We start from the raw sequence: 25,903 nt of genomic DNA, 5'->3' as shown, positions 1-25,903 counted from the left end.
TTTTATCCTTTCACCGCGCCGGCGGTGAGACCTTTCACAAAATATTGACCTGCCAGTACATAGACCAACATGGTGGGAAGACCTGCAATCACGGCCGCAGCCATGTCGACGTTGTAGCTTTTGACACTGCTGGAGGTGTTGGCCATGTTGTTCAGGCCCACCGTGATGGGCTTGCTGTCGGCGCCGCTGAAGGCCACGCCGAACAGGAAGTCGTTCCAGATGTTGGTGAACTGCCAAATGAGCGTCACCATCAGGATGGGCGTGGACATGGGCACCACGATACGGAAGAAGATGCGCCAGAAGCCCGCACCGTCAATACGCGCCGCATTCACCAGCTCTTTGGGGATGGCTGTGTAGTAGTTGCGGAAGAACAGCGTGGTACCGGCCAAACCTGCAATGCAGTGCACCAGGATCAGGCCACCCAGCGAGCTGGACAGGCCCAGGAAACCGAGCACCTGGCTCATGGGCAACAGCACCACCTGGAAGGGCATGAACACGCCAAACAGCATGAAGCCGAACAGCACCTCGCTGCCCTTGAACTTCCACATACTCAGCACGTAGCCGTTGATGGCGCCCCAGGCGGTGGAGATGAGCACGGCCGGCACGGCCATGATGACGGAGTTGACAAAGTAGGGCTGCAGGCCGCGGCAATCTACGCCGGTACAGGCGGAAGACCACGCCAGTTTCCATGAGTCAAAGTTCAGACCGTACGGCAAGCTCAGCAGGTTGCCCGAGCGGATTTGCTCGGCGTCCTTGAAGGACGTGGCCAACATCACATAGAGCGGCGCGAGGAAGAAGAAGGCGGCGACGAGCAGAACGCCGTAGATCAGGATGCGGGGGAGGTTTTTGGACAACATAGGTTTCGATCGTGGTGTGACGGTCGTGGATTAGCGGTCGTGCGGTTTGGAGCGCAATTCGCTGTACAGATAGGGCACCACGAGGGCGGCCACAAAGGCCAACATCATGGTGGCGCTGGCGGCGCCCAGGCCGATCTGGCCGCGTGTGAAGCTCATGGTGTACATGAAGGTGGCGGGCACGTCCGACGAGAAACCGGGGCCACCGGAGGTCAGCGCCATGACCAGGTCAAAGCTCTTGATGGACAGATGGGACAGCACCAGCACGGTGGAGAACACCACGGGGCGCAGGATGGGCAAAATGATGCGCCAGTAGATGCGGGGCAGCGAGGCGCCATCGATCTGGGCGGCCTTGATGATGCTGTCGTCAATGCCGCGCAGGCCGGCCAAGGACAGGGCCATGGCAAAGCCGGCGGACTGCCAAATACCGGCAATCACGACGCAGTAAATGGCGGTCTCGGACTGCACCAGCCAGTCAAAACTGAAGCTGGCCCAACCGATGTCGTGCATGAGTTTTTCCAGGCCCAGGCTGGGGTTCAATATCCATTTCCATGCGGTGCCAGTCACGATGAATGAGAGCGCCATGGGGTACAGGTAGACGGTGCGCAGCACGCCTTCAAAGCGAATTTTCTGGTCCAGAAATATCGCCAGGCCCATGCCCAAAATCATCGAGCCGCCCACGTACAGCAAGCTGAAGAGACCCAGGTTTTTGAGCGCCACGTACCAGCGGTCCATCTCCCACAAGCGCACGTACTGCTCTAGCCCCACAAACTCGTCGTAGTTGGGCAGCATGCGCGAGCCGGTCACGGAGAGCACGCCGTTCCAGATCATGAAGCCATAGATGAAGGCGAAGCCGAGCACGAAGCCCGGGGCGATCACCAGCTTGGGTAGGATGTTTTCAAGGGTTTTCATAAGCTTTATTTCTGTTTGGGGGCGCTTACCGCCAACAGCTTGGACAGAGTTTCGTTCACTGTCAATTTGTCGTTATTCCAGAACTCGGACACGGCAGAGCGCATGCTGGCCTGCTGGGAAGACGACAGCGCCATGCCATGGGCCACCGAAGGCACCAGCGTGCCACTGGCAGACGTGGTCACAAAGTCCTTGCTGGAGGTTTTGGCACATTCGTCAAACTTGTCCATGGGCATGTTCAGGCGCACGGGGATGGAGCCCTTGCGCAGATTGAATTTCTCCTGAAAGTCTTTGCCCATCAGCAGGTAGGCCAGGTAACCCTGGGCTTTTTGCGCCTCCCAGCTCTTGAGCTGGAACATGGCAAACGAGTCCACGTTGAAGGTGTAGGCCTTTTCGGTGCCAGGCGCAGCCGAGCAAGTGAAATCCTTGCCAGGCGTCTGGCCGACCGCCAGAAATTCACCCTTGGCCCAGTCACCCATGAACTGGAAGCCCGCCTTGCCGTTGATCACCATCTCGGTGGTCACGTTCCAGTCGCGGCCGGGAGATTTGTCGTCGGTGTAGGCCTTGATGCGGCGAAACACTTCCAGCGATTTGCGCATCTCGTCGCTGGCCAGGGCCGCACGGTCCAGCTTGACCAGCGCCTTGTCGTAAAAAGCCGCACCGCCCACGCCCAGGACCACGGTCTCGAACACGGTGAAGTCCTGCCAGTCCTGGCCGCCATGGGCCACGGGAACAAAGCCCGCGGCCTTGATCTTGTCGGCGGCGGCAAAAAATTCGTCATACGTCTTGGGCAGCGACGCCACGCCGGCTTTCTTCAGCACGGCCGAGTTCGCCCACAACCAGTTCACCCGGTGCACATTGACCGGCACGGCCACGTAGCGGCCTTTGTATTTCATTTGGTCTGCCACCACCTTGGGCAGAACCTCGTCCCAGCGCTCAAAGGAAGCCATGGCATCCAGACTGGTCAACACATTGAGCTCGGCCCATTCCTGAATGGCAGGGCCCTTGATGTTTGCAGCTGCCGGGGCATTGCCCGCCAGCACACGCTGCTTGAGAACGGCCATGGCGTTCTGCCCGCCACCACCGGTTACCGTGAAATCTTTCCAGCTGTGGCCACGCAGGGCCATCATGCCCTTGAGTTCCGCCACCGATTTGGCCTCGCCACCCGACGTCCAGTAGTGAAGCACCTCCACCTCGCCAGCCCACAGGCTCGCACCAGCACACAGGGCCACAGCGGCGCACAGGTAACGCAAAGAGGATGGAAATGACATGGGAATGCAATCTTGAGAGGCCGGCCACATGGGAAACAGCCCCACCCCCGCGGAGGGATGGGGCGTCTGCTTGGCTAGACACTGGCGCTTGCGCGCCAGTACAACTTACTTGGTTGCAGCAGCCTTGGCGATGTTCTTCACACCGTCAGCAACAGAGATCTTGTCGTCGTTCCAGAATTGGGAAACGGCGTCCTTGATCGCACCTTCAGCAGCGGGCTTGATCGCCATGCCGTGGGCCACGGAAGGCACCAGGCCACCAGTCTTGGCGGTTTCCACGAAGTCCTTGGCGGACGTCTTGGCGCAGTCGTCAAACTTGGACATGTCCATGTTCAGGCGCACGGGGATAGAGCCCTTGTTCAGGTTGAACACTTCTTGGAACTCAGTGCCCATGATGGAAGCAGCCAGATCCGCCTGGGCCTTTTGGGCACCTGCGTCCTTCAGCTTGTACATGGCAAAGGAGTCCACGTTGAAGGTGTAAGCCTTGTCGGTGCCAGGAGCGGCTGCGCAGATGTAATCCTTGCCGGGAACCTTGCCAGCGGCAGTGAATTCGCCCTTGGCCCAGTCACCCATGAATTGGAAGGCGGCTTTCTCTTGGATCACCATGGCAGTGGCCAGGTTCCAGTCGCGGCCAGGAGCGGCAGCGTCGGTGTAACCCTTGATCTTGCGGAAAGTTTCCAGAACCTTGGTCATGGTAGCGCTGGTCAGTGCCTTTTCGTCCAGCTTGATCAACGCGTCGTTGTAGAACTTGGTGCCACCCACGCCCAGAGCCACGGACTCAAAGGTAGTGAAGTCTTGCCAGTTTTGGCCACCGTGTGCCACAGGGATCAGGCCGGCCTTCTTGACCTTTTCAGCAGCGGCGAAGAATTCGTCCCAAGTCTTGGGGGTGCTTGTCACGCCAGCCTTTTTCAGCACGGCGGAGTTGGCCCACATCCAGTTCACGCGGTGCACGTTCACGGGGGCAGCCACGTAGTTGCCCTTGTACTTCATGACGTCAGCCACGACCTTGGGCAGCAGGCTGTCCCACTTTTCGGCTTTGGCGGTTGCATCCAGGTTGGCCAGCACGCCTTCGGCAGCCCATTCTTGAATAGCGGGGCCCTTGATTTGGGCAGCAGCAGGAGGATTGCCGCTCACGACACGGCTCTTCAGCACGGTCGCAGCGTTATCGCCAGCACCACCAGCCACGGCAAAGTCTTTCCAGACGTGGCCCTTGGCTTGCATGATCTTCTTCAGTTCAGCAACCGACTTGGCTTCGCCACCGGATGTCCAGTAGTGCAGGACTTCCACTTCACCAGCCACAGCGGCCGAACCAGCAACCACGAGTGCCACGGCGGTGGCGAGTTTAGAAAGCTTCAACATCTTGTCTCCAAAAAAGTTTTGTCTTCGCAGCCCGGTCTGTTGGGGCTTGAAGCAACGTTGCATTCGCACCGGCACCATGCCAATTCGAATTAATTAATTTTTAATTAATTTTCAACATTGAACTACTAGGAGTTTCCCTAGGTGCCCCAAAAAGGGCAAAAACCGGGAGATGTCAGGGCACAACCAATGCCAGTGCGGCGTAATCGCCCACCTTCTCGCCCAGGCCAGCGGGCACGATTTCGACCCCATTGGTCAGGGCCGGCAACTTGCCCTTGAGGTAGTTTTGCAGCTTGGGCAGCAGGTAGTCGCGGTTGTGCCAGAACACGCTGCCGCCCACGCTGACGCGCTGCAAATCCAGCGTAGCCACCATGTTGAACAGCGTGCGCCCCATCACCGTGCAAAGATCATCCACAATGGCTGTAGCCCCCGCATCTCCTGCGCGAGCAGCTACAAAAAGCGTAGCAGCATCGGCAAAACCCTGGGCGCCAAAGCGACGCGGAATGGCATTGCCAGCCACCAGACCTTCCACATCCCCCACCAGGCCACAGCCGCACAAGGCGTCGTCATTGCTGATGACAAAGGTGTGGCCCGCATGGCCCGCATTGCCGTTCTTGCCACGCAGGATGTGCCCGTCTACACACAGGCCCATGCCAATGCCGGTGCTCCAGGTCACATAGGCGCAGTTGTCCAGTCCCTGCAGTGCGCCCCAGCGGCGTTCTGCCTCCAGCGCGCCCACGCCGTCGTTCTCCACCCGCACGTTGGGGAAGGCTGCCTTTAGCGGAGCCTCCAGCAGCGCAGTGTTCCAGTCATTGGGGAGCCCACGCGCCTTGCCAGCCAGGCCGCCGCAAATGTTGGGGCCTGCCAGTTCAACCATGCCCTGGTTGATGACAAACGGGCCGCAAGTGGCCACGCCCACGGCAGAAATATCGCCCACGGCAATGCCAGCCAGCGCGCAGCTCTCGCCAATCATGCGAATGATCTGCAAGGCCAGCGCGTCGTTATTGCCTTCCTTGCACGTCGGCTCAGACACTTTGCCACGCACGCCTTCGGTGTCAGCCATATTGACAGCCACCTTGGTCCCCCCAATATCCACGCAGGCCACCGGGGCCGCACCGGGAGGCAGTTTCACCAAAAGGTCCGAAGAGGTTGTGTGCATGGTTGTCTCGTTCAAAAAAGGGGCCGTCGGTGGGTCATTACAACGGGCGGCTGATACTAACGTGCAACCGGAATGGGTCGTTACCGCCAAGTTACCAGCCCCGCCCCAGAGGCGCAGAAGCCAAATTGCCCTATATGATCTGTAACAAAATAAAACAGTGATCGCTAAGGGGGGAATATTTCAGATGGATTCTGCGTACAAGGTCTTGGGCGTTCCTGGGAACGCCACTTTGCAAGAAATTACCCAAGCGATGCAAGATGCGCTGGATCATTACAGCCACGCAAAGATGGCGCGGGATCCCGACGTTATCCCCAGGCAAATCGCTATACGCGAAGCCTACAAGATCCTTTCCAATGAGCAAATGCGGGCAGCGCATGACCGCAAACTGCAGAGCTACGTCAATCGCCCACGGTCCGCACCCAAGATAGCTATGGAAGAAGTGCCGCCGCCGTGGTACACCAATTTTTTGTATGTCGGTACTCTAGTGGTGCTATCGATGTTCGCTATTGGCGGCTATATGGCCCATGCACGCGACAAGGCCCGTGCAGCGCAAGAGGCAACCATTCTTCAAGAAAAAAAGCTAGCAGCAGAAGCCCTAGCGCTGGAAGATGCTGAACGCAGGCGCGCAGAGGAAAGGCTCGCCCGCCAAGAGTCGGAAAACAAGGCGCGTGAGCGGCAGATGGCGGCGGATGCCTCAAATAGCCTAAGGAGCGCCATGTTGGCAGAGTCAATGGCGCAGACCGACATGCAACGCAAAGCCGACGCGCTACAACGGGAAAAACTGCGCAAGGAATCGGAAGCCAAATCCGAAGAGCGCCAGCGGGTATACGAAGCACAAAGACGGCTTGCTGCAGACCAACAGCGCATCCGCGAACTGTGCTACCAACAGTACCGGCGCTTTCCGTGCTGAGCACGGTCGAAGACTAAATCGCTATAAGCGGTGGGTTTTGTCCCCGCGGGCAAAGCCCAATAAAGGCGCATCCACCCCGCGGCCCAAGGCAATCACCTTGAAAAACTCGCCCATCTCGTGCTCCATGATCAGCTTTTGGGCCGCCACGCGCTGCGGCAAGGGCGCGGCCTGCATGGCTTCGACCAGACCACAGTTGATCAGAAAATGGGCTTGATTGGTATAGCCCAGCACATCCAACCCAGCGTCTTGCGCGGCCAGCGCGATGCCAGTGAAGTTCACGTGGGCGGTGATGTCCTTGAGGCCCACATCCAGTAGCGGCTCGGGGTCGCTCTGGTGCGCCCGGTGGCACATCACGGTGCCCATGTGGCGCTGTACATGGTAGTACTCACTCTCCGGAAAACCGTAGTCCAGCAACACAATGGCCCCCAGCACCAAACGATCAGCCAGCGTGCGCACAAAGGCTTCGCCCTGGGCGTGGATTTCGGTCAGGTAGTCGTGCGCGCCCTCAATCTCCACCGGGGGCCGCAGGGCGGTGGGGCGGTCGCTCCACTGCAGGGCGCCCTGCGCTGCCACCACGCCGCGCTCATGCCAGACTCCGCCCTTGCGCACCAGCAACTGCACCGGCATGGCGTCTAGCACCTCGTTGCCCACCACCACGCCGCGCAGCTCGGTGGGCAGTTCCGTAGCCCACACCACCTTGTCGCCAAACGGTGCCAAAGCAGCGCGCTGTCGCTCTTTCAGCGAATCGGACAGATCCACAATGGTGTAGCGGCGCACTTGGTCGCCCAGGGCCGCCAGCAGTTGCGAGGCCAGGGCGCCCGTGCCGGCACCGAACTCCCAGACCTCGTCGGTGCCAGTTGCCTCCAGCACCTGCGCCACCTGGCGGGCCAGCGCCTGGCCAAACAGGGGGGTCATTTCGGGCGCGGTGACAAAGTCGCTGCCAGCCCCCGCCAGGCCCTCGGCACTGCGCAGGCCCTGCGGCATCTGGCCAAATTTGGACAGGCCGTTGGCGTAGTAGCCCAGGCCCGGCGTGTAGAGGGCCTGGCCCATAAACGCGTCAAAACCCTGCCAACCGCCAGCTTTTTCGATGGCATCCGCGATAATTCGGGTCAGGCTGGCCGGAATGCTTTCGGCAGTGAACATGAACAACGGTCTCGTGTTTGGTAAAGCCAAGGATTATCTTGCCCCCTCACCCCCATTCTGCTCAAGGACTATTTGGTGCTTAAACGCGTACTCGTCACCGGTGGCGCCCATCGCCTGGGTGCGCTACTCTGCGCCCAGTTTGCGCAAGCAGGCTGGGAAGTCTGGTGCCACTACCAGCGCAGCGCCGACGCGGCGCAGGCACTGTGCACCGGCCTGCGCGCCCAAGGGCACGAGGTCCATGCCATCCAGGCCGACCTGGGTCACGAAGACAGCCGCCGCGCCATGGTGCAGGAGATAGCAGCCAAGTCCGGGCCGCTGCACTGCCTGGTGAACAACGCCTCCAGCTTTGAGCCCGACAGCGGCCAAGCCATGGATGTGAAAGGCGCGCGCCAGCAAATCGAGGTGAACCTGCTCGCACCCCTGTCGCTGTCCAGCCTGATGGCGCAAACGGCGGCAGACGAACCCGCCGGTGCACGCAGCATCATCCACGTGCTGGACCAGAAGGTCTTCAACCTGAACCCCGATTATTTTTCGTACACCGTGACCAAGCTGGCGTTGGAACGCGCTGTGGCACTGCAGGCGCAGGCACTGGCACCGGCCATCCGCGTGTGCGGTGTGGCGCCAGGCCTCATGTTTTTGAGCGGCCCGCAGACCCAGGACAATTTTGACCAAGCGGCCCGCATCAACCTGATGCAGCGTGCGCTGGACCCGGCCCAGGTGGCCGCCACCTGCGTGTTCCTGGCCCAGAACCCTTGCATCAGCGGCGTGACCATTGCAGTAGACAACGGACAGCACCTGGTGCCGCTGGCGCGCGACGTGATGTTCATGGTGCCCGCCGCCAATGGAGTCGCGCCATGAGCGAGCGCATCTTCGACACCCTGGCCGTGGAATGCCGCCGCCTGTTTTTGCGTGACCATGTGGTACCCGTGCAGATCGGTGCGCACGATTTCGAGAAGGGCGTATCCCAGCGCCTGGTGTTCAACGTAGAGCTGTTTGTGCCTTATGCCAGCACCACGCCCAAGGCCGACAAGCTGGCCGAGGTGGTGGACTACGACTTTGTGCGTGAAATCATCGCCGCACGCATTGCCCAGGGCCATGTGGAATTGCAGGAAACCCTGTGCGATGACTTGGCGGCCCAGTTGCTGGCCCATCCACAAGTGCGGGCCGTGCGCCTGTCTACCCAAAAACCGGACGTGTACCCCGACTGTGCGGGCGTAGGCGTTGAAGTATTTCGCATGAAAGGCGCCAATGCGTGAAGAAGGCATGAAGGCCCATACCGGCCACCAAACCCTGACCCTCACGGGCCTGCGTTTCGACGCGAATCTGGGCATTCTGGAATCGGAAAAAACCGCGCCCCAGCCCATTCAGGTGGACGCCGAACTGAGCCTGGGCACCCAGCCCCTGCTGCCGCACGACGATGACATCAACCATGTGCTGGACTACCGCAAGGTGCGCCAGATCATCATTGCCGAGTGCACGGCCGAACATGTGAATTTGCTGGAAACCCTGATTGGCAAACTCTCGCACCGCCTGATGCAACTGCCTGGCGTGCTGGGGGTGCGCGTGAAGATTGCAAAGCTGGAAATTTTTGACGATTGTGAAGTGGCCATCCGCATGGAAACCGGCCAGTGGTAAGCGCAAATGGCGCAACGGAGAAAACTATGAGTGCAGTGTGGGTTGAAGACGAGAACGAGACCGCGGAAGCCAATGAGGCCGTCGCCAATCGGAACAAAGAGTTGAAGATCGAGCGCGAAACGCACAAGCTCGAAAAGCGCCTGTGCCGCCAGGTGGGCCAAGCCATCATGGACTTCAACATGATCGAGGAAGGCGACCGCGTCATGGTCTGCATGTCCGGTGGCAAGGACAGCTACGGCATGCTCGACATCCTGCTGAAGATGCAGCAGCGCGCGCCTATCGACTTCAAAATCGTTGCGGTCAACCTGGACCAAAAACAGCCAGGCTTCCCCGACCACATCCTGCCCGAGTACCTGAAGAACCTGGGCGTGGAGTACCACATCGAGACGCAGGACACCTACTCCATCGTCAAGAAGAACATCCCCGAAGGCAAGACCATGTGCAGCCTGTGCAGCCGCCTGCGCCGGGGCATTCTGTACAACGTGGCACGCAAGCTGGGTTGCAACAAGCTCGCGCTGGGCCATCACCGCGACGACATGTTGCAAACCTTCTTTTTGAACATGTTCTTCGGCGGCAAGCTCAAGGGCATGCCGCCCAAGCTGGCCAGCGACAACGGGGAATTCATTGTCATTCGCCCCCTGGCCTATGTGGCAGAAAAAGATCTGATCCGTTGGGCAGCACACCGACAGTTCCCCATCATTCCGTGCACCCTGTGTGGTAGCCAAACCAACCTGCAACGCGTGCAGATCGGCAACATGCTGCGTGACTGGGAGAAGCAATACCCCGGTCGGGCCGAGACCATGTTTACCGCCCTGCAAAACGTGGTGCCCTCGCACCTGATGGACCACACCAAGCACGACTTCAAGAACATCCAGACCACGGGTGAGGCCGACGAAGAGGGTGACAAGGCGTTTGACGCGGAGGAGTTCCCTGCACCGGCATTGCCCGGACTGCCTGGTTTGCCGGGGCTGCAGGTCGTCAGTCTGTAGGAAAGGAATCACCATGCCCATGCTCGTTGCGCTCCGCCGCTGGGGACTCACGCTGGTCGCACTGCTCTTAGTGGGCTGCGCCACCTCGCGCATGATCGACAGCGATGTGCAGAGCTTTGTCGGCACCACCCCTGTAGTCAGCGGCGCCAGCTATCGGTTTGAACGCCTGCCGTCGCAGGCCGCCAATGGTGTGCAAAACCGCATTGAGGCGATGACCGAGCAAGCCTTGGCCAACGCCGGGCTGCACCGCAGTGACACCGCACCGCGCTATCTGGTGCAGGTGAGCGTGGGTGTCGAGGGCATGCAGAACCCCTACGCACGCCCGCCCCGTTTCGGCCTAGTGCTGGGGACCAATGGCCTGTGGTACGAACGCGCGCTGCTGGACATGGACCCGCCCTGGGTGCGCCACCGCGTGCACCTGCTGTTGCGCGACACCGCCAACGGCCAGGTCGCGTACGAGACCTCTGCCGTGTTTGAAAGCCCCTGGAGCGACACGCTGAACCTGCTGCCGCCCATGCTGGAAGCCGCCCTCCAAAACTACCCCCAACCTGGTGCCCACAAAGTCGTGGTGGAGTTGCCAGCCCCTGGTAAAGACACCCGCTGATGGCCGCCACCCGTATCACTGCCGTGCGCCACGGCGAAACCGCCTGGAACGTAGACACCCGCATCCAGGGCCAGCTGGACATTGGGCTCAACGAACGCGGTTTGTGGCAGGCTGAACGTGTAGGTGCGGCGCTAGCGGAGGAGACCATCGACTGCGTCTACAGCAGCGACCTGACACGCGCCCACACCACCGCCCAAGCCATTGCGCGCCATGCGCACAACCCCCACGCGCGAGCCGTGCGACTGCACCGGGGTTTGCGCGAACGCGGCTTTGGCAGTTTTGAGGGCCAGACCTGGGCTGACATTGCCGAAAAATGGCCCGAAGAATCCAGGCGCTGGCGCCAGCGCGACCCCCACTTTGCGCCCCCCGGTGGAGAAACCCCGCTGCAGTTACGTGAACGTGTGGCCCTGACCCTGAACGAGATTGCGCAGCAGCACCTGGGCGAACACATCGTGCTGGTAGCCCATGGTGGCGTGATGGACATGCTTTACCGCCTGGCCACCCAGCAGGAGCTGCATGCCGCACGCACCTGGGAACTGGGCAATGCCGCCATCAACCGCCTGCTGTGGACGCCTGACGCCCTGACGCTGGTGGGTTGGGCCGATACCCGGCACCTGGACGACAGCGCGCTGGACGAATCCACCACCTGACGCGAGAGACCGATATGGGCCACTACATCTTGCACGCCAACTCGGTCCCGTGGCAGGACCAGTTGCTCTACGCGGGCCTCATCCTTGCGGCCCTCGTGGCGCTGTTTGGCCTGCTCTGGTGGCGCAAGCGCGCGAGCCGACCCGCCAAGGGCGACTTTGCGGCGCTGGCCACCCAGGCCAATGTGGCCGATGCCCTGGCCGCCCAAGACCGCAGCCCACTGGCCGATGCGGCCGAAGCCTGGGAGCAGACCCAGCAGGCCGTGGCCACCGTGAAGACGGGCATAGAACGCGTCCTGGCCCTGGTCTTTGTGCTGCTCTCGGGGCTGGGCTTCCTCATCAGCCTCACGGCCGTGCTGGGCGCGGCCTTCAGCTACCCGAATATTTCCTGGGGCTCGCTGCTGTTCTGGCTGGCGCTGGGTGCGGTCTGTGCCTGGTTTGCGCGGGTGCAGTGGCGCGATTTCCGCGCAAAGTAGTCAGCTCCCTCTACGCCGAACTAGGGTTGTCCCGCTCGGCACCAAGCGCTTGCTCGGCAAAAATACGGGCATGAGCAAGGTCATCGTTTTCGCCACACCCGTCTTCCTGCTGCTGATCGCCCTGGAATTTGCCTGGAGCCGCCGGGCCAATGCCCGCGTGCCCGGCGCACGGGCCTACCGCCTGAATGACGCCATCAACAGCATCAGCCTGGGCATCCTGAGCCAAGTCAGCGGCGTGCTGACCAAGGTGCTCAGCATTGGCATTTACACCGCCGTGTTTGGTGCCGTGGCGCTGTATCCCGATCTGGAGTTTTGGAAGACCTGGTACGGCGTGGTGCTGGCGCTGGTGTTTTACGATTTTTGCTACTACTGGTTGCACCGTGCCGGCCACGTGGTGGCGCTGTTTTGGGCCGCCCATGTGGTGCACCACCAAAGCCAGCACTACAACCTTTCCACTGCACTGCGCCAGACCAGCAGCGGCCACCTGTTCGGCTGGATCTTTTACATCCCCATGGCGATTGCTGGCGTGCCGCCACTGATTTTTGGCATCGTCGCGCTCATCGACCTGCTCTACCAGTTCTGGGTGCACACCGAACAGGTGGGCAAGCTGGGCTGGTTTGACCGCGTGTTCTGCTCACCCAGCAACCACCGGGTGCACCACGCGGTGAATGACCCGTACATCGACAAAAACTACGGCGGCATTCTGGTGCTATGGGACCGTCTGTTCGGCACCTTCACCGAAGAGCAGGAACCCTGCGTCTACGGCACGCGCGGCCCGCTCAACAGCTGGGACCCGCTGTGGGCCAATGCCGACGTCTATTGGGGCTTGGTCAAGGACAGCTGGGCCACCCGGCGCTGGGCCGACAAGCTGCGCGTCTGGTTCAAGCCACCAGGCTGGCAACCGGCGGACCTGGCAGCCGCCCATCCCAAACCTGCGTTCACCCTGGACCAGGTGCACACCTACGACCCGCCACTGACCCGGGGCCAGCAGTGGTTTGCCGGCCTGCAGTTTGTGCTGGCGCTGGGTGCGGTGGCTGGCTACCTGTGGGTGGCCGACAGCCTGAGTTTTGCCGACGCGGCCGCGGGCTGCGTGGCCCTGTCAGCCGCCATGTGGGCGCTGGGCCGCTTCATGCAGCATCGCCTGGGCGCGCTGGAGGTGCTGGTGATGGAGGCCGCAGCCCTTGCTACGCTGGGGGCCATGGGCCTGCTGCCCTACTACCTCGTCACCAAGCCTCTGGCAATGGCGCTTGCTATCATTTTTGTAGCTGCTCGCGCATATTCCCCAGGGGCCAGCGGACTTTTTGGCATTACACCGACGGCGCTGCTGATCGGTGCACTGGTGTTTTCTTTGGTGGGCGATGTGTTCCTCATGCTGCCCGGCAACTATTTCATCCCCGGTCTGGCCTCGTTCCTGGTGGCGCACCTGTTCTACATCGCGCTGTTCCGCCAAGGGCAGGCCTGGTTCCCCAGCCGCACAGCGCTGGTCTATGTGCTGGCCTTTGGCGCGGTGATGTACGCCACGCTGTGGGGAAGCCTGGGCGACCCGGTGCTCAAAGGGGCGGTGGCGGCCTACGTGTGCGTGATCTCGCTGATGGCGGCGCAAGCCATTGGCCGCGCCACAGCGCAGAGTGACGCAGCCGCCCGCTGGGTGGCCGTGGGTGCCTGCGTGTTCATGCTGAGCGACTCGCTGATTGCAGTGAACAAATTCCTCACGCCCGTGCCACTGGCCTCGTTCTGGATTTTGCTGACTTACTACGCAGCCCAGTTGCTCATCGTGCACAACGTGCAGAGCCCGCAGCGCCACTAGGCGCCGCATTCAAGGCTGCTCAGCCTTCTTGCGGGCCTCACTCTCGGCCTGCATCAGTTCACTGGCCATGCCCACGGGCACGCCCATGTTCGCACCGCCAAAGCCCGCCAGAATCGCCCGGTTGATGGCCAGCACCTCGCCACGCAGGTTGAGCACCGGGCCGCCACTGCCGCCAAACGTGGTCTGGGCGTCGTGCACCACCGCGGCGGCGCTGACCTGCGCCACGATGCCGCGGCTGACCAACGGCTGGATGAGCCCGGCTTGCGCCAATGCGTCCGCCGCTTTTTGGTCATTCATATCGGCCTGCTGGCGCAAGCCGGACACAAAGCGTTTGTCGGCCCGCGCGATCAATGCCGTCAGTCCCGTGGGGTAGCCCAGCACCAACACCGCATCGCCGGGCGAGGGGGGCAGTGTGGACATCGTCAGCGGCTCCGCCGTCAGTGCGGCACCACTGCCACGCAGCAGCGCCAGGTCATGGGTGGCGCTCACCCCCGCCACTGACACGGCAAACGGCTCCACCGTGCCAGGCAGAAAACCGCGCAACTCCAACACCATGGGCCGCACGCCGAAGCTTTGCATGGCTTGCATCGCCACGCCCTGCTCCCACGGTAAAGCGACATGGCGGTTGGTCACCAGCGTACCCTGCGCGTCGACCACAAAGGCCGTTCCAGTGGAGCGGAACATGTAGATAGGCCCCTGTCCGGACAAGGTGAGGCGGGGCTCGTTGTCGGCCCCCATCTGCGGTTTGCCCTTGACAAGTACCAGCCGCAAAGGCCGGCCAGTAGGCGGATCGATCAGAACATAGCGCGCCTGAATCAACGCCACCGATTTAGCCACCCGGGACACCACGGGTGCCACTGAACCGGATTCCACCGCACTGACACGAGCCGCCGTGCCATCAAAGCCATGTCCCATGACACTGCGCAGTGACTCCACGTCATCATGGGTGGAGGCTTGCGCCCGCAGGGTCTGCAGGTTCTGGTCCAGGTCATTGACGCGTGCTTGCGCCTGCGCCAGGCGCTCTGCCAGGTCGGCCGTGTACAGGCTTTGCACGCCCATGCCCGCCAACACAGCCGCTACGCACAGAACCACCCACAGCGCCCGTCGCAAATGCCGACGCGCCGCGCAGTCAGCGCGGGTAGACGTTCTCACAGGTCCGCGTACCAATGGCCGGGCAAAGCTTGCCGGCGCAGACCACGGTCCGCGGGTGCGGGGCAGGAACAACTCCGTTGGGGTCGGTAGTGCGTCCATGGTCAACCTCCAGGGTGGATAGACCTTGGACCATCGTGCGCCTGCGGAGTTCCAGAGTCAAGCACCCGTTGCCGGGCGCTGCTTCAGTCGCCCAGCAGGTCTACGGCCGGAGCTGCGGGCGCCGTCACACCCAGATGCCGGTAGGCCGCCAGTGTGGCAATGCGCCCGCGCGGCGTACGCTGCAAATAGCCTTGCTGGATCAGGTAGGGCTCGATCACATCCTCGATGGTTTCGCGCTCTTCGCCAATGCTGGCGGCGATGTTGTCCAGCCCCACGGGGCCGCCGTCAAAGCGGTGGATCACGGCCTCCAGCAGCTTGCGGTCCATCAGGTCAAAGCCTTGCGGGTCCACGTCCAGCATGGCCAGTGCGCGGTTGGCAATGTCCAGCGTGATGGTGCCGTCCCCCTTCACCTCCGCATAGTCACGCACGCGGCGCAGCAGGCGGTTGGCAATGCGTGGCGTGCCGCGCGAGCGGCGGGCAATCTCAAAACCACCCTCTTCTTCCATGGGCACGCCCAAGAGTCCGGCGCTGCGTTTGACAATGCGCCCCAACTCTTCGGAGCTGTAAAACTCCAGCCGCGCCACGATGCCAAAGCGATCGCGCAGCGGGTTGGTCAGCATGCCCGCGCGCGTGGTGGCACCCACCAGCGTGAAGGGCTGCAGATCGAGTTTGATAGAGCGCGCCGCAGGCCCCTCGCCGATCATGATGTCGATCTTGTAGTCCTCCAGCGCGGGGTACAAGATTTCCTCCACCACGGCCGACAGACGGTGAATTTCGTCAATGAACAAGACGTCGTTCTTTTCCAAATTGGTCAGCAGCGCGGCCAGGTCTTTGGGCTTTTCCAGCACCGGGCCGCTGGTCTGGCGCAGGTTCACGCCCAGTTCATGGGCAATGATGTGCGACAGCGTGGTCTTGCCCAAACCAGGCGGGCCGAACAGCAGCACGTGGTCCAGCGCCTCGTTGCGTTTTTTGGCCGCCCCGATGAAGATCTCCAACTGTTCGCGCACCTTGGCCTGGCCCACATACTCGTCCAACAGCTTGGGGCGCAGCGCGCGCTCGATCGCCTCTTCGCTGCTGGACACCGGCGCGGCAGACACCATGCGCGGCGCGGCAGGGGGTGGAACAGAAAAGTCGTCGGTCTGAATGCTCACGAAAGAGGCCTATCCATGCTGAAAATCACAAAACCCGGGGTGGGTGCCCACTATAGCGCGGCACCGTCCACGCTCAAGAAGCACCGCCACTGTGCCGATATGCAGGATATCCCCTCCTTGTCTGGCGCGCCCGGGCCTGGATTTACGTTTCTGCACGACTGAAAGGCAGCGCCAGCCATGCCCACCCGCTCCCCCTACTTCCTGCTGCTGGCCCTGGCGCTGGGTTCCGCCACGGTGGGGGCCAACGACGCGGTGCCCGCCACCAAACCCGCGGTAGCCAAAAAGCCCGCTGCGGTCGATATCCAGGCCACCAGCGCCTCCAACGCCAAAGAGGTGGGCGACCAGCTGCGCGAGGCACTGGGCGTGGCCCCCAAGAAGAAACTCACCATCACCGTCAGCGGTACGGGACCAGCAGGGGCAGCCTCTGCCAGCCGCCGCCCGCCCGCCCACGCCGCAGCCAGCCAGGCCGCCAAGACGGGCGCAGAAGCCCATGGCGGCGAGGTGCACTGGGCCTATGAAGGCGACGTAGGCCCACAGGCCTGGGGCAAGCTCAAACCCGACTTCAACGTCTGCGCGCTGGGCAAACGCCAGTCTCCCATCAACATCGAGGACGGCAACACCCTGCAAGGCCCGGCCGAACCGCTGCTGTTCAACTACACGGCCAGCAATGGCACCGTGCTCAACAACGGCCACACCATCCAGGTCGATGTGCAGGGCGACAACACCATCACCGTACGCGGCTCGCGCTACAAGCTGCTGCAGTTCCACTTCCACACCCCATCCGAAGAACAGGTGAACGGCAAACGTGCTGCCATGGTGGCGCACCTGGTCCACAAAAATGATGATGGACAGCTGGCCGTGGTGGCCGTGCTGCTGGAGCCCGGCGTGGCCAACCCGCTGATCGACAAGGTGTGGACCTATATGCCGCTGGAGGTGAACGACCGCGTGCGCATGCCGCGCGAGCTGCTCAACCTCAACGAGCTGCTGCCCACCGACCAGCGCTATTACCAGTTCATGGGCTCACTGACCACGCCGCCGTGTACCGAAGGCGTGCTATGGACCGTGCTGAAGCAGCCCATGCAGATCAGCCGTGCGCAATACAAGCTGTTCACCCAGCTCTACGCCAACAATGCGCGCCCAGTGCAGGCACTGAATGGCCGCCCGGTGCGCGAAGCCCAGTAATCCGCTATTGATTTAGTAGCTGCTTGCGCACTATCGGCGGGGGCTAGCGGCCTATTTTGCCAATGACTTCAGCGCCAGCTTGATACCGTCGCTCACGCCCACATCCTTGGGCAGGGCCTTCAGACAGGCTGCGGCTTCCTTGTCGCTGTAGCCCAGCGCCAACAGCGCCTGCAGGATGTCGGCCTGCGCATCGCTGGCGGCGCCCAGTGGCGCGCCAATGTCCGCCCCCAGCTTGCCTTTGAGTTCCAGCAGCAGGCGCTCAGCGGTTTTCTTGCCAATGCCCGGCACTTTGACCAGGCGCCCGGCCTCCTGCAGCGTCACCGCCTGTGCCAGGTCCGCCACGTCCATGCCCGAGAGCACCGACAGCGCGGTACGTGGGCCCACACCCGAAATCTTGATGAGTTCGCGGAACGCCTCGCGCTCGCTGCTGCTGCCAAAGCCGTAGAGGATTTGCGCGTCCTCACGCACCACAAAATGGGTCAGCAAACTGACCTTCTGGCCCTCGGCCGGCAGGTTGTAGAAGGTGCTCATAGGCACCTGCACCTCGTAGCCCACACCGCCACAGTCCACGATGACCTGCGGAGGATTTTTGTCGCTGAGGGTGCCTGTGAGTTTGCCGATCATCGTCTTTTGCCTGGGGTTGTAACGCGGGGTGTGGCCTGTGGGCCGAACATTGGGGACAATGCAGGGTAACGCCAGCCTTGGCGCCCCTTAGCCCTGCCGGATTATCAGCTTGATTCTCAAACACATCTTCACCCCGCTGAACAACACACGCCTCTCGCACCTGTGCGGCCCGACCGACGAGCACCTGCGCACCATCGAGCGCGAACTGGAGGTGCGCATTGCCCATCGGCATGAGCAATTCAAGGTGGAAGGCGCCAAGGCCAAAGCCCAGCGCGCCATGGAGATGCTGCAAGCCCTGTACGAAATCGCTGGCCGCCCCATCGCCGCATCCACCGTGCAGCTCATGCTCAGCGGCAACGGTGGTCCGGACGGTGCAGACGGCCCCACCCTGGCCACCCGCCGCGCCGACCTGAAGCCGCGCAGCCAGAACCAGGCCGTGTACCTGGACAACATCGCCGAGTTCGACATCACCTTCGGCATTGGCCCTGCCGGTACCGGCAAGACCTACCTGGCCGTGGCCGCCGCCGTGGACGCCTTGCAGCGCAGCGCGGTGCAGCGCATTGTGCTGACCCGCCCCGCCGTGGAAGCGGGTGAGCGCCTGGGCTTTTTGCCCGGCGATTTGAACCAGAAAGTAGACCCGTATCTGCGCCCGCTGTACGACGCGCTCTACGACCTCATGGGTTACGACCAGGTGCACAAAGCCTTCGAGCGGCAAGCGCTGGAGATTGCGCCACTGGCCTTCATGCGCGGGCGCACGTTGAATAACGCGTTTGTCATCCTGGACGAGGCGCAGAACACCACGCCCGAGCAGATGAAGATGTTTCTCACACGCGTGGGCTTTGGCACCAAGACCGTGATCACTGGCGACGTGAGCCAGATTGACCTGCCCAAAACGCAGCTCAGCGGCTTGGTAGATGCCGAGCGCATCTTGCGCCGCACCCCCGGCATTGCCATCACCCGCCTGACCAGCGCCGATATCGTGCGGCACCCGCTGGTGGCCCGCATCGTGGATGCTTACGATGCGGCTCGGTTGGAAGATTTGCCGCGCATTGCCATCCCCGACCCCGAGCCCGAACTGCCCCGCGTGGGCCTGCCCAAAACACGTTCCCCAAAATCTAAATCTCCGAAAGCGCGCTGATGCTGCCCGAACTCTCCCTCTCCCTGCAATTCGGCAAGGTCAAGGACGCCGACAAACACCGCGCCGCCCTCAAGCGCCACAAGGTGATCCGCTGGATTCGCAACACGCTGGAAGTGGACGGCGAGATCACCGTGCGCATCGTTGACGCCGAAGAAGGCCAGACCTTGAACCGCGAGTACCGCCAGAAGGACTACGCCACCAATGTGCTGACCTTTGACTACACGCAAGACCCCGTGGTGACCGCCGATCTGGTGTTATGCGCGCCGGTGATTGCCAAGGAAGCCAAGGAGCAGAAGAAGACACTGGAGGCGCACTACGCCCACATGATCGTCCATGGAACCTTGCATGCGCAGGGCTGGGACCATGAGTTGGACGAGGACGCGGAGGTGATGGAACTGCGCGAGACCGAGATCATGGCGCGCTTGGGATTCAAGAATCCTTATTGAGCTTTTGGGACTCTTGGGCTCTTGCTCCGGAGCAGCGGGGCCGCACATTTTGCTTCGTGTCCCCCGGCCTTCGGCCTCCTCCTTGACCTACGCAAAATGCGCGGCCCCACTGCTCCTACGGGCTAGTTCACACAAACACACGCGTCGTGGGTGTCGGTCTTCCGATGCGTCAAGCGGGAGAAGGGGATTGGCGTTTTGCGTAGGTCAAGGAGGAGCCCGCACAGCGGGCGGGGGACACGAAGCAAAACGCCAAGCCCCTTCTCTCGCGGGCAACCACCAACCAAACGATTCACAAGCCTTTGAGCCCCCTAGCCCCCGCAAACATTGCGCAAGCAGCTACCAAATTAATAGCAATCAGACAGAGGGCGCCACCCGCATAGGAATGGTCACCGGCCCGTCATTAACCAGCTCCACCAGCATGTCAGCCGCAAAAATTCCAGTCTGCACGATAGGGTGCACCACACGCGCCTGGGCCACGAAGTAGTCGTACAGACGCCGCCCCTCTGCCGGAGCAGCCGCGTTGGTAAAGCTGGGCCGGTTGCCACCCGAAGTGTCTGCGGCCAGCGTGAACTGGCTCACCAGCAACAAGCCCCCCACCGTGCCCGCACCATCCAGGTCCGGCACCGCGAGGTTCATCTTGCCCGCGCTGTCGCTGAAGATGCGCAGCTTCAGCAGCTTGGCCAAGAGCTTGTCCGCCTGCGCCTCGGTATCACCCTGTTCGGCACACACCAGCACCAGCAGACCGCGACCAATGGAACCCACCACCGCCTCATCCACTGTCACCTGGGCGCGTCGCACCCGTTGCACCAAGGCCAGCATGGCGCGGGGTCAGGCGAGTGTCACGCGGGCGAACTTGCGCTTGCCCACCTGCAGCACATAGGTACCGGCGCCCAACTTCAGGCCCTTGTCGCTCACCACATTGCTGTCGATGCGCACACCACCGCCATCAATCAGTCGATTGCCTTCGCCGCTCGAAGCCGCCAAGCCTGCGGATTTGAGCAAGGCACCGATGCCCAGGGCTGCCCCTCCTTCGCCCAGCGGCAGGCTGATCTCGTCGATCTGGTCCGGCACACCGCCCTTGCTGCGGTTGATGAAGTCTTGCTCGGCGGCATCGGCGGCGGCGGCACTGTGAAAGCGCGCAGTGATTTCCTTGGCCAACGCCACCTTGGCGTCTTTGGGGTTGCGGCCACCTTCCACTTCGGCCTTGAGCTTGGCGATGTCCGCCTCGCTCTTGAAACTTAGCAGCGTGTACCACTTCCACATCAGCACGTCGGAAATGCTCAACACCTTGGCAAACATGGTGTTGGCGTCCTCGGAAATGCCGATGTAGTTGTTCTTGCTCTTGGACATCTTCTCGACGCCGTCCAGGCCTTCGAGCAGCGGCATGGTCAAGATGCACTGCGGCTCCTGGCCGTACTCGGCCTGCAGCGTGCGGCCCATCAGCAAATTGAATTTCTGGTCGGTGCCGCCCAGTTCCAGATCGCTCTTCAGCGCCACGCTGTCATAACCCTGCATCAGCGGGTACAGAAACTCGTGCACGGCAATCGGAGTGCCGGCCTTGAAGCGGTCGTGGAAGTCGTTGCGCTCCATCATGCGGGCCACGGTGTAGCGGCTGGCCAACTGGATCATGCCGCGGGCGCCCAGCGGGTCACTCCATTCGCTGTTGTAGCGCAGCTCGGTCTTGGTCGGGTCCAGAATCTTGTCGGCCTGTGCGCGGTAGGTTTCGGCGTTGACCTTGATTTGCTCGGCCGTCAGCGGCGGGCGGGTGCTGTTGCGGCCACTGGGGTCCCCAATCATGCTGGTGAAATCGCCAATCAGGAAGATGACCGTGTGGCCCAGATCTTGCAATTGCCGCATCTTGTTCAGCACCACGGTGTGGCCGATGTGGATGTCGGGCGCGGTGGGGTCCAGCCCCAGCTTGATCCGCAGCGGCGTGCCGGTGGCTTCCGATTTGGCGAGTTTTTTGACCCACTCGTCTTGCGGCAGCAATTCGTCCACGCCGCGCAGGGTCACCGCCAGGGCCTCGCGCACACGGTCGGTTACAACAATTTGGGGGCTTGAGGCTTGATTCATAAGGGTTTTTTCTGGTTGCTGGGGGAGGTGCCGCCGCTATACTGCGGGCTCTCTCCTGCAACGTGTTCGTTGCCAGCGGCTGGATTTTAGTCGTGCCGCACCATCCATCGGAGTTCCAGATTTTGAAACACGGATTGACCCAAGCCGTAGAGGCTTGCTTTGCGTACACACGTGACTTGGCCCAGCGCCACCCCCAACGCATCACCGCCACTCTTGCCGCCCTTTTGGTAGGCGGCACCGGCGGCGCTTTCGCCGTAGCGTCTTTTGCACCCGATGCATCTGACTTTCCCGTGCGCACCGTGGTCGAGGCCGTGCAGGCCCTGCCCGCCGCGCCACTGGACATGGCCTTGCCCGAACAGGCGCTGCGCCTGTACCGCTCGGAAGTCACCCGCTCCACCGACACCGCCGACAGCCTGCTTAAGCGCTTGGGCGTGTTTGACCCCGCAGCCTCCGCCTTTCTGCGCGCCAACCCCCAGGTGCAACAGCAGTTGCTGGGCCGCGCGGGCCGCAACGTGACCGCCGAAGTGAACGAGTTGCAAGGACTGACCGCCCTCACTGCGCGCTGGAGCCCGTTGGACGATGGCACCTTCAAGCGCCTGAGCGTGACCAAAGATGGCGCCGACTTCAAGGCCCAGCTGGAAACCCTGCCGCTGGTGGCCACCACGCGCCTGGCAAGCGGCGTGATCCAGACCTCGCTGTTTGCTGCCACCGACGACGCCCACCTGCCCGACTCCATCGGCGTGCAGATGGCTGAAATCTTTTCCGGCGACATCGACTTCCACCGCGCCTTGCGCAAGGGCGACCGCTTTTCCGTGGTGTATGAAACACTGGAAGGCGATGGTGAACCCCTGCGCTCCGGCCGCGTGCTGAGCGCCGAGTTCGTGAACGCAGGCAAGGCCCACCAAGCCATGTGGTTCCGCGACCCCACCGCCGCCGTTGCAGGCACGACCAAGGGCAGCTACTACACGCTCGCCGGTGAAAGCCTGCGCCGCGCGTTTCTGGCCTCGCCACTGGAGTTCTCGCGCATCAGCAGCGGCTTCAGCATGCGCTTTCACCCGATTCTCCAAACCTGGAAAGCCCACCTGGGCGTGGATTACGCAGCCACCACAGGCACCCCTGTGCGCACCGTGGCTGATGGCGTGGTGGACTTTGCGGGTGTGCAAAACGGCTTTGGAAATGTGGTGATGGTCAAGCACCGCAACAACCAAACTACGGTGTATGCCCACCTGAGCCGCATCAATGTCAAAAAAGGCCAGAACGTGTCGCAGGGCCAGAACATTGGCGCCGTGGGCTCCACGGGCTGGGCCACCGGCCCGCACCTGCACTTTGAATTCCGCGTCAACGGCGTACACCATGACCCACTGACGATTGCACGCCAGAGCGAATCTGTGCCCGTTACCGCGGCGCTCAAGCCCCAGTTCGACCAGGCCGCCATGGGCGTGCGCGCCCAGTTGGCCGCCGCGGCCCAGCTGCGCCCAAGCAGCGCCGAATAAGCGCACGAGCCGCGCTGTGTCCGAGCTCTTCATTGGCCTGATGTCCGGCACCTCGATGGATGGTGTGGACGGCGTGCTGGCCGATTTTTCCCAAGGACGCATGCGCGTGCTGCAGCACTGCAGCGCCCCCCTGCCTGCGGCGTTGCAGTCAGAGTTGCTGGCCCTGAACACCCCTGCTGACAACGAGCTCCACCGTGCCGCCCTGGCTGGCAACGGCTTGGCGAGGGTATACGCCGAAGTGGTCGCCAACTTGCTGCGGGATGGCGATACGCCGAAGTCCGCAGTTCGAGCCATAGGCGCCCACGGACAAACCGTGCGACACCGCCCGCAAGAGTTTGATGGCACGGGCTACACCCTGCAGCTGAACCAACCCGCCTTGCTGGCCGAACTCTGCGGCATCGACGTGGTCGCCGATTTCCGCAGCCGCGATGTGGCAGCCGGCGGTCAAGGCGCCCCGCTGGTTCCACCCTTTCATCAAGCCTTCTTCGGGCAAGACGGTTGCGCAATGGCCGTACTGAATATTGGCGGTATCTCAAATATCACGGTGTTGGATCATTCTGCGGATGCGCCCGTGCAGGGCTTTGACTGTGGTCCAGGCAATGCCTTGATGGACGGCTGGTGCCAAACCCATATCGGCCAGGCTTTTGACGATGCGGGCAGCTGGGCTGCCGGTGGTCAGGTGCACGCGGCCTTGTTGGCGAGTTTGCTCAATGAACCCTTCTTCGCGAAACCACCTCCCAAAAGCACGGGACGCGACCTGTTCAACGCCGCGTGGCTGGCACGCTGTTTGTCAAAGGTGACCGGTGTATCACCGCAAGACGTGCAAGCCACATTGACAGAGCTAACGGCCCGGTCGTGTGCAGAAGCCCTGCGCAAGGTCGCCCCGCACTGCAAGACCCTGGTGGTCTGCGGTGGTGGTGCCTTCAATACCCATTTAATGCAAAGGTTGGCACACCATCTGCCGGGATGCGCAGTGGAATCCTCCGAAGCCCAGGGCTTGCCCCCCCTACAGGTGGAAGCCAGCGCCTTTGCTTGGCTGGCCCGCCAGACCTGCCTGCGCCAGACAGCCAGTCTGCAAAAAGTAACGGGCGCTCTGGGCGCCCGCATACTCGGTGCAATTTACCCTGCGTAAATCGCAGGGCTTGGCAGACCTCAGGTCGAGAAAGAAGAACCGCAGCCGCAGGTGGACGTGGCGTTGGGGTTCTTGATCACAAATTGTGCGCCCTGCAGGTCTTCCTTGTAGTCAATCTCTGCGCCCATCAGGTACTGGTAGCTCATCGCGTCGATCAACAGAGACACGCCATTTTTGGTCATGGTGGTGTCGTCTTCGTTGGTGATTTCATCAAACGTGAAACCGTACTGGAAACCGGAACAACCGCCACCCTGCACGAACACGCGCAGTTTCAGATCAGGATTGCCCTCTTCGGCGATCAAGTCCGCCACCTTGGCCGCCGCGCTGTCGGTAAACAGAATGGGGGAAGGCATTTCGGTCTGGATGTTTTCGGCAACTGCGCTCATGGGGGACTCCGGTCGGTATCAGAATGCTGCAAATAGTACAGGAATTCGCTCGGGAATTCTTTTTACTGGTTATTTGCCGCTAATTTCAGTGTGGGTTTTTCCTCTGCACCCAGCAGCGGGCGCAACTGGCCCGAAATCAGCGCCCCCTGGTGCATTTCCAGGGCGGCGTATTCCACATCGCCTTCAATGCGCGCCTTGGGCTGCAACTCCAGCATGTGGCGGGCGTGGATAGGCCCCTTCACCGTGCCATTGATGATGATGTGGTCGGCGGTGATTTCACCGGTCACGCTAGCGGAATCGGAAATCACCAGAATGCTGACCACGGTATCACTGGCCATCACATTGCCCACAATGACGCCATCGACCCGCAGGCCGTCCGAGAAGGCCATATTGCCGTCGATTTGCGTGCCTTCGGCAATCAAGCTTTTGATGGGGGGCTGCTTTTTCTTATTGAACATGGTGAACCTCTGTAAACATTACAGCTTGAGGGTTTGGGTCGCCTTGACCGATGAACCTTCAAGAACCCGCGCTGACACACTTTTGACAAGCACCTGAGGAGGAAGCGCCAACTCGCCCTCCATGCGTCCGTACTGCTTGATCTTGATGGGGATAGCCCCATCCGGCAAGGTTGCGAACCAGGGTTTGCCATTCACCGTTCCCGCAAAAGTCAACTCCAAACGACCTGTGAACTCTTGCGTATTGCGGCCCGGCTGCATGACCAGCACTTGCCATTTTAACGTTCCGGGAGCACTGAGCTCCGCCTGCAGACCACGAATCGCCAAACCTTCGACCGCACCCGCTGGAATCAGCTTCTCAAAGAAGCCCAGGTCGTCATGCAAGCCCCGGTTTTCTGCTTCCAACTGCTTGACCTGCGCCAGCAGTTTCTCGTGCGAGGCCTTCTCGGCTGTGACCAAGGTGTCGGCGGTATTGGCAATGGACTGGGCTTGGTCGCGCTCGGTTTTGACATCCGTCAGCTCGGCGCGCAAGGTAGCCACGTCGGTACGCAACTGCATCAGCTCTTCCTTGGAGCCTTTGTCCAGCCCGGCAATGTCCTTGCCAAACTCAAACGCCCACAGGCCGATGGCCGAGCAAAACCCGAGCACGATGGCCAACACGGCCCAGCGAAACGGCCAGGGCAATGCGCTGCGTACCGCCATGCGTGGCGCACTGATGGTGAGGCGGCGGCGGAGCAGGCGGAATCTCATGGAGGGCGAAGTCTAGCAGCCGAAAAGACAACAGCCGCCAGAATTTGCACTCTGGCGGCTGTTGC

At 61.8% G+C, this 25,903-nt stretch carries 29 protein-coding genes; 15 read left to right on the top strand and 14 right to left on the bottom strand.

Features of this window, described 5'->3' with window-relative positions; all coding sequences use genetic code 11:
* Nucleotides 1–2 precede the first annotated feature (2 nt).
* The 5 genes from J2X15_RS17160 to J2X15_RS17140 all read right to left on the bottom strand — a co-directional run bounded on the left by J2X15_RS17160 (nucleotide 3) and on the right by J2X15_RS17140 (nucleotide 5,546).
* Complete coding sequence (locus tag J2X15_RS17160; protein WP_310345028.1) at nucleotides 3–857, bottom strand: carbohydrate ABC transporter permease; 855 nt, start codon at nucleotides 855–857, stop codon at nucleotides 3–5.
* A gap of 30 nt (nucleotides 858–887) precedes the next feature.
* Nucleotides 888–1,766, bottom strand: coding sequence for a carbohydrate ABC transporter permease (locus J2X15_RS17155; RefSeq protein WP_310345027.1), 879 nt, complete (start codon nucleotides 1,764–1,766; stop codon nucleotides 888–890).
* 5 nt (nucleotides 1,767–1,771) lie between these two features.
* On the bottom strand, nucleotides 1,772–3,034 hold the full coding sequence (locus J2X15_RS17150; RefSeq protein ID WP_310345025.1) for an ABC transporter substrate-binding protein: 1,263 nt from the start codon (nucleotides 3,032–3,034) through the stop codon (nucleotides 1,772–1,774).
* A gap of 105 nt (nucleotides 3,035–3,139) precedes the next feature.
* Nucleotides 3,140–4,390 (bottom strand): ABC transporter substrate-binding protein, encoded by a 1,251-nt coding sequence (locus J2X15_RS17145; RefSeq protein WP_310345021.1) that lies wholly within the window; start codon nucleotides 4,388–4,390, stop codon nucleotides 3,140–3,142.
* Between the two features lie 172 nt (nucleotides 4,391–4,562).
* Complete coding sequence (locus J2X15_RS17140; RefSeq protein ID WP_310345019.1) at nucleotides 4,563–5,546, bottom strand: ROK family protein; 984 nt, start codon at nucleotides 5,544–5,546, stop codon at nucleotides 4,563–4,565.
* Between the two features lie 184 nt (nucleotides 5,547–5,730).
* Here J2X15_RS17140 and J2X15_RS17135 point away from each other — a divergent pair, with 184 nt between their 5' ends.
* On the top strand, nucleotides 5,731–6,456 hold the full coding sequence (locus J2X15_RS17135; protein ID WP_310345016.1) for a DnaJ domain-containing protein: 726 nt from the start codon (nucleotides 5,731–5,733) through the stop codon (nucleotides 6,454–6,456).
* A 21-nt stretch (nucleotides 6,457–6,477) separates the two neighbouring features.
* On the opposite strand, the gene J2X15_RS17130 is transcribed toward J2X15_RS17135, so the two are convergent.
* Nucleotides 6,478–7,599 carry a class I SAM-dependent methyltransferase gene (locus J2X15_RS17130; RefSeq protein ID WP_310345013.1) on the bottom strand — a complete coding sequence of 374 codons (1,122 nt, stop codon included), beginning with the start codon at nucleotides 7,597–7,599 and terminating at the stop codon, nucleotides 6,478–6,480.
* A gap of 75 nt (nucleotides 7,600–7,674) precedes the next feature.
* Between J2X15_RS17130 and J2X15_RS17125 the strand changes: the two genes are divergently transcribed.
* From J2X15_RS17125 to J2X15_RS17090, 8 genes are all read left to right on the top strand, one after another.
* Nucleotides 7,675–8,457 carry an SDR family NAD(P)-dependent oxidoreductase gene (locus tag J2X15_RS17125; protein ID WP_310345010.1) on the top strand — a complete coding sequence of 261 codons (783 nt, stop codon included), beginning with the start codon at nucleotides 7,675–7,677 and terminating at the stop codon, nucleotides 8,455–8,457.
* Nucleotides 8,454–8,855, top strand: coding sequence for a dihydroneopterin aldolase (locus tag J2X15_RS17120; RefSeq protein WP_310345007.1), 402 nt, complete (start codon nucleotides 8,454–8,456; stop codon nucleotides 8,853–8,855). The genes J2X15_RS17125 and J2X15_RS17120 overlap by 4 nt, the downstream gene beginning before the upstream one ends.
* Nucleotides 8,856–8,862: 7 nt before the next feature.
* Nucleotides 8,863–9,234 carry a dihydroneopterin aldolase gene (locus J2X15_RS17115; protein ID WP_310345005.1) on the top strand — a complete coding sequence of 124 codons (372 nt, stop codon included), beginning with the start codon at nucleotides 8,863–8,865 and terminating at the stop codon, nucleotides 9,232–9,234.
* A gap of 26 nt (nucleotides 9,235–9,260) precedes the next feature.
* On the top strand, nucleotides 9,261–10,223 hold the full coding sequence (gene ttcA, locus J2X15_RS17110) for a tRNA 2-thiocytidine(32) synthetase TtcA (RefSeq protein WP_310345003.1): 963 nt from the start codon (nucleotides 9,261–9,263) through the stop codon (nucleotides 10,221–10,223).
* A 13-nt stretch (nucleotides 10,224–10,236) separates the two neighbouring features.
* Nucleotides 10,237–10,827 carry a DUF4136 domain-containing protein gene (locus J2X15_RS17105; protein WP_310345001.1) on the top strand — a complete coding sequence of 197 codons (591 nt, stop codon included), beginning with the start codon at nucleotides 10,237–10,239 and terminating at the stop codon, nucleotides 10,825–10,827.
* Nucleotides 10,827–11,477, top strand: coding sequence for a histidine phosphatase family protein (locus J2X15_RS17100; protein ID WP_310344998.1), 651 nt, complete (start codon nucleotides 10,827–10,829; stop codon nucleotides 11,475–11,477). The genes J2X15_RS17105 and J2X15_RS17100 overlap by 1 nt, the downstream gene beginning before the upstream one ends.
* Before the next feature lie 14 nt (nucleotides 11,478–11,491).
* Complete coding sequence (locus tag J2X15_RS17095; protein ID WP_310344996.1) at nucleotides 11,492–11,950, top strand: hypothetical protein; 459 nt, start codon at nucleotides 11,492–11,494, stop codon at nucleotides 11,948–11,950.
* Between the two features lie 70 nt (nucleotides 11,951–12,020).
* Nucleotides 12,021–13,757 (top strand): lysoplasmalogenase family protein, encoded by a 1,737-nt coding sequence (locus tag J2X15_RS17090; protein WP_310344992.1) that lies wholly within the window; start codon nucleotides 12,021–12,023, stop codon nucleotides 13,755–13,757.
* 9 nt (nucleotides 13,758–13,766) lie between these two features.
* Here J2X15_RS17090 and J2X15_RS17085 read toward each other — a convergent pair whose 3' ends face one another.
* Nucleotides 13,767–15,008 carry a trypsin-like peptidase domain-containing protein gene (locus tag J2X15_RS17085; protein ID WP_310344990.1) on the bottom strand — a complete coding sequence of 414 codons (1,242 nt, stop codon included), beginning with the start codon at nucleotides 15,006–15,008 and terminating at the stop codon, nucleotides 13,767–13,769.
* Between the two features lie 83 nt (nucleotides 15,009–15,091).
* The gene (ruvB, locus tag J2X15_RS17080) at nucleotides 15,092–16,159 is read right to left on the bottom strand and encodes a Holliday junction branch migration DNA helicase RuvB (protein WP_310344987.1); all 1,068 of its coding nucleotides are present in this window, start codon (nucleotides 16,157–16,159) and stop codon (nucleotides 15,092–15,094) included.
* Nucleotides 16,160–16,174: 15 nt separating this feature from the next.
* On the opposite strand from ruvB, the gene J2X15_RS17075 reads away from it, so the two are divergent.
* The gene (locus J2X15_RS17075; RefSeq protein ID WP_310344983.1) at nucleotides 16,175–16,321 is read left to right on the top strand and encodes a hypothetical protein; all 147 of its coding nucleotides are present in this window, start codon (nucleotides 16,175–16,177) and stop codon (nucleotides 16,319–16,321) included.
* A 15-nt stretch (nucleotides 16,322–16,336) separates the two neighbouring features.
* A complete protein-coding gene (locus J2X15_RS17070) occupies nucleotides 16,337–17,341 on the top strand; it encodes a carbonic anhydrase (protein ID WP_310344981.1) in 1,005 nt (334 codons plus the stop codon).
* A gap of 51 nt (nucleotides 17,342–17,392) precedes the next feature.
* Here the strand turns inward: J2X15_RS17070 and ruvA are convergent, their stop codons facing one another.
* A complete protein-coding gene (ruvA, locus tag J2X15_RS17065; RefSeq protein ID WP_310344979.1) occupies nucleotides 17,393–17,965 on the bottom strand; it encodes a Holliday junction branch migration protein RuvA in 573 nt (190 codons plus the stop codon).
* Between the two features lie 109 nt (nucleotides 17,966–18,074).
* Here ruvA and J2X15_RS17060 point away from each other — a divergent pair, with 109 nt between their 5' ends.
* Together J2X15_RS17060 and ybeY are read left to right on the top strand one after the other, a co-directional pair.
* Nucleotides 18,075–19,103, top strand: coding sequence for a PhoH family protein (locus J2X15_RS17060; RefSeq protein WP_310344976.1), 1,029 nt, complete (start codon nucleotides 18,075–18,077; stop codon nucleotides 19,101–19,103).
* Entirely contained in the window at nucleotides 19,103–19,549 is a 447-nt protein-coding gene (gene ybeY, locus J2X15_RS17055) for an rRNA maturation RNase YbeY (protein WP_409034300.1), read from the top strand. The genes J2X15_RS17060 and ybeY overlap by 1 nt, the downstream gene beginning before the upstream one ends.
* A gap of 354 nt (nucleotides 19,550–19,903) precedes the next feature.
* On the opposite strand, the gene dtd is transcribed toward ybeY, so the two are convergent.
* Both dtd and tyrS read right to left on the bottom strand, forming a co-directional pair.
* Complete coding sequence (gene dtd, locus J2X15_RS17050) at nucleotides 19,904–20,368, bottom strand: D-aminoacyl-tRNA deacylase (RefSeq protein WP_310344973.1); 465 nt, start codon at nucleotides 20,366–20,368, stop codon at nucleotides 19,904–19,906.
* Between the two features lie 9 nt (nucleotides 20,369–20,377).
* On the bottom strand, nucleotides 20,378–21,622 hold the full coding sequence (gene tyrS / locus J2X15_RS17045; protein WP_310344970.1) for a tyrosine--tRNA ligase: 1,245 nt from the start codon (nucleotides 21,620–21,622) through the stop codon (nucleotides 20,378–20,380).
* Nucleotides 21,623–21,744: 122 nt separating this feature from the next.
* Between tyrS and J2X15_RS17040 the strand changes: the two genes are divergently transcribed.
* Nucleotides 21,745–23,115 (top strand): peptidoglycan DD-metalloendopeptidase family protein, encoded by a 1,371-nt coding sequence (locus J2X15_RS17040; protein ID WP_409034299.1) that lies wholly within the window; start codon nucleotides 21,745–21,747, stop codon nucleotides 23,113–23,115.
* A 16-nt stretch (nucleotides 23,116–23,131) separates the two neighbouring features.
* Entirely contained in the window at nucleotides 23,132–24,247 is a 1,116-nt protein-coding gene (locus tag J2X15_RS17035) for an anhydro-N-acetylmuramic acid kinase (RefSeq protein ID WP_310344964.1), read from the top strand.
* 20 nt (nucleotides 24,248–24,267) lie between these two features.
* On the opposite strand, the gene erpA is transcribed toward J2X15_RS17035, so the two are convergent.
* From erpA to J2X15_RS17020, 3 genes are all read right to left on the bottom strand, one after another.
* Nucleotides 24,268–24,633 (bottom strand): iron-sulfur cluster insertion protein ErpA, encoded by a 366-nt coding sequence (gene erpA / locus J2X15_RS17030; protein ID WP_310344961.1) that lies wholly within the window; start codon nucleotides 24,631–24,633, stop codon nucleotides 24,268–24,270.
* 62 nt (nucleotides 24,634–24,695) lie between these two features.
* A complete protein-coding gene (locus J2X15_RS17025) occupies nucleotides 24,696–25,091 on the bottom strand; it encodes a bactofilin family protein (RefSeq protein ID WP_310344959.1) in 396 nt (131 codons plus the stop codon).
* A gap of 18 nt (nucleotides 25,092–25,109) precedes the next feature.
* Nucleotides 25,110–25,838: a DUF6776 family protein gene (locus tag J2X15_RS17020; RefSeq protein WP_310344956.1), complete on the bottom strand. Its 729-nt coding sequence runs from the start codon at nucleotides 25,836–25,838 to the stop codon at nucleotides 25,110–25,112.
* Nucleotides 25,839–25,903: the final 65 nt, after the last annotated feature.

Source organism: Rhodoferax saidenbachensis (genome assembly GCF_031457975.1).
GTDB lineage: Bacteria > Pseudomonadota > Gammaproteobacteria > Burkholderiales > Burkholderiaceae_C > Allorhodoferax > Allorhodoferax saidenbachensis_A.
Note: the sequence above shows the minus strand (reverse complement) of the source record. Positions and strands in the feature narration are given on the sequence as shown.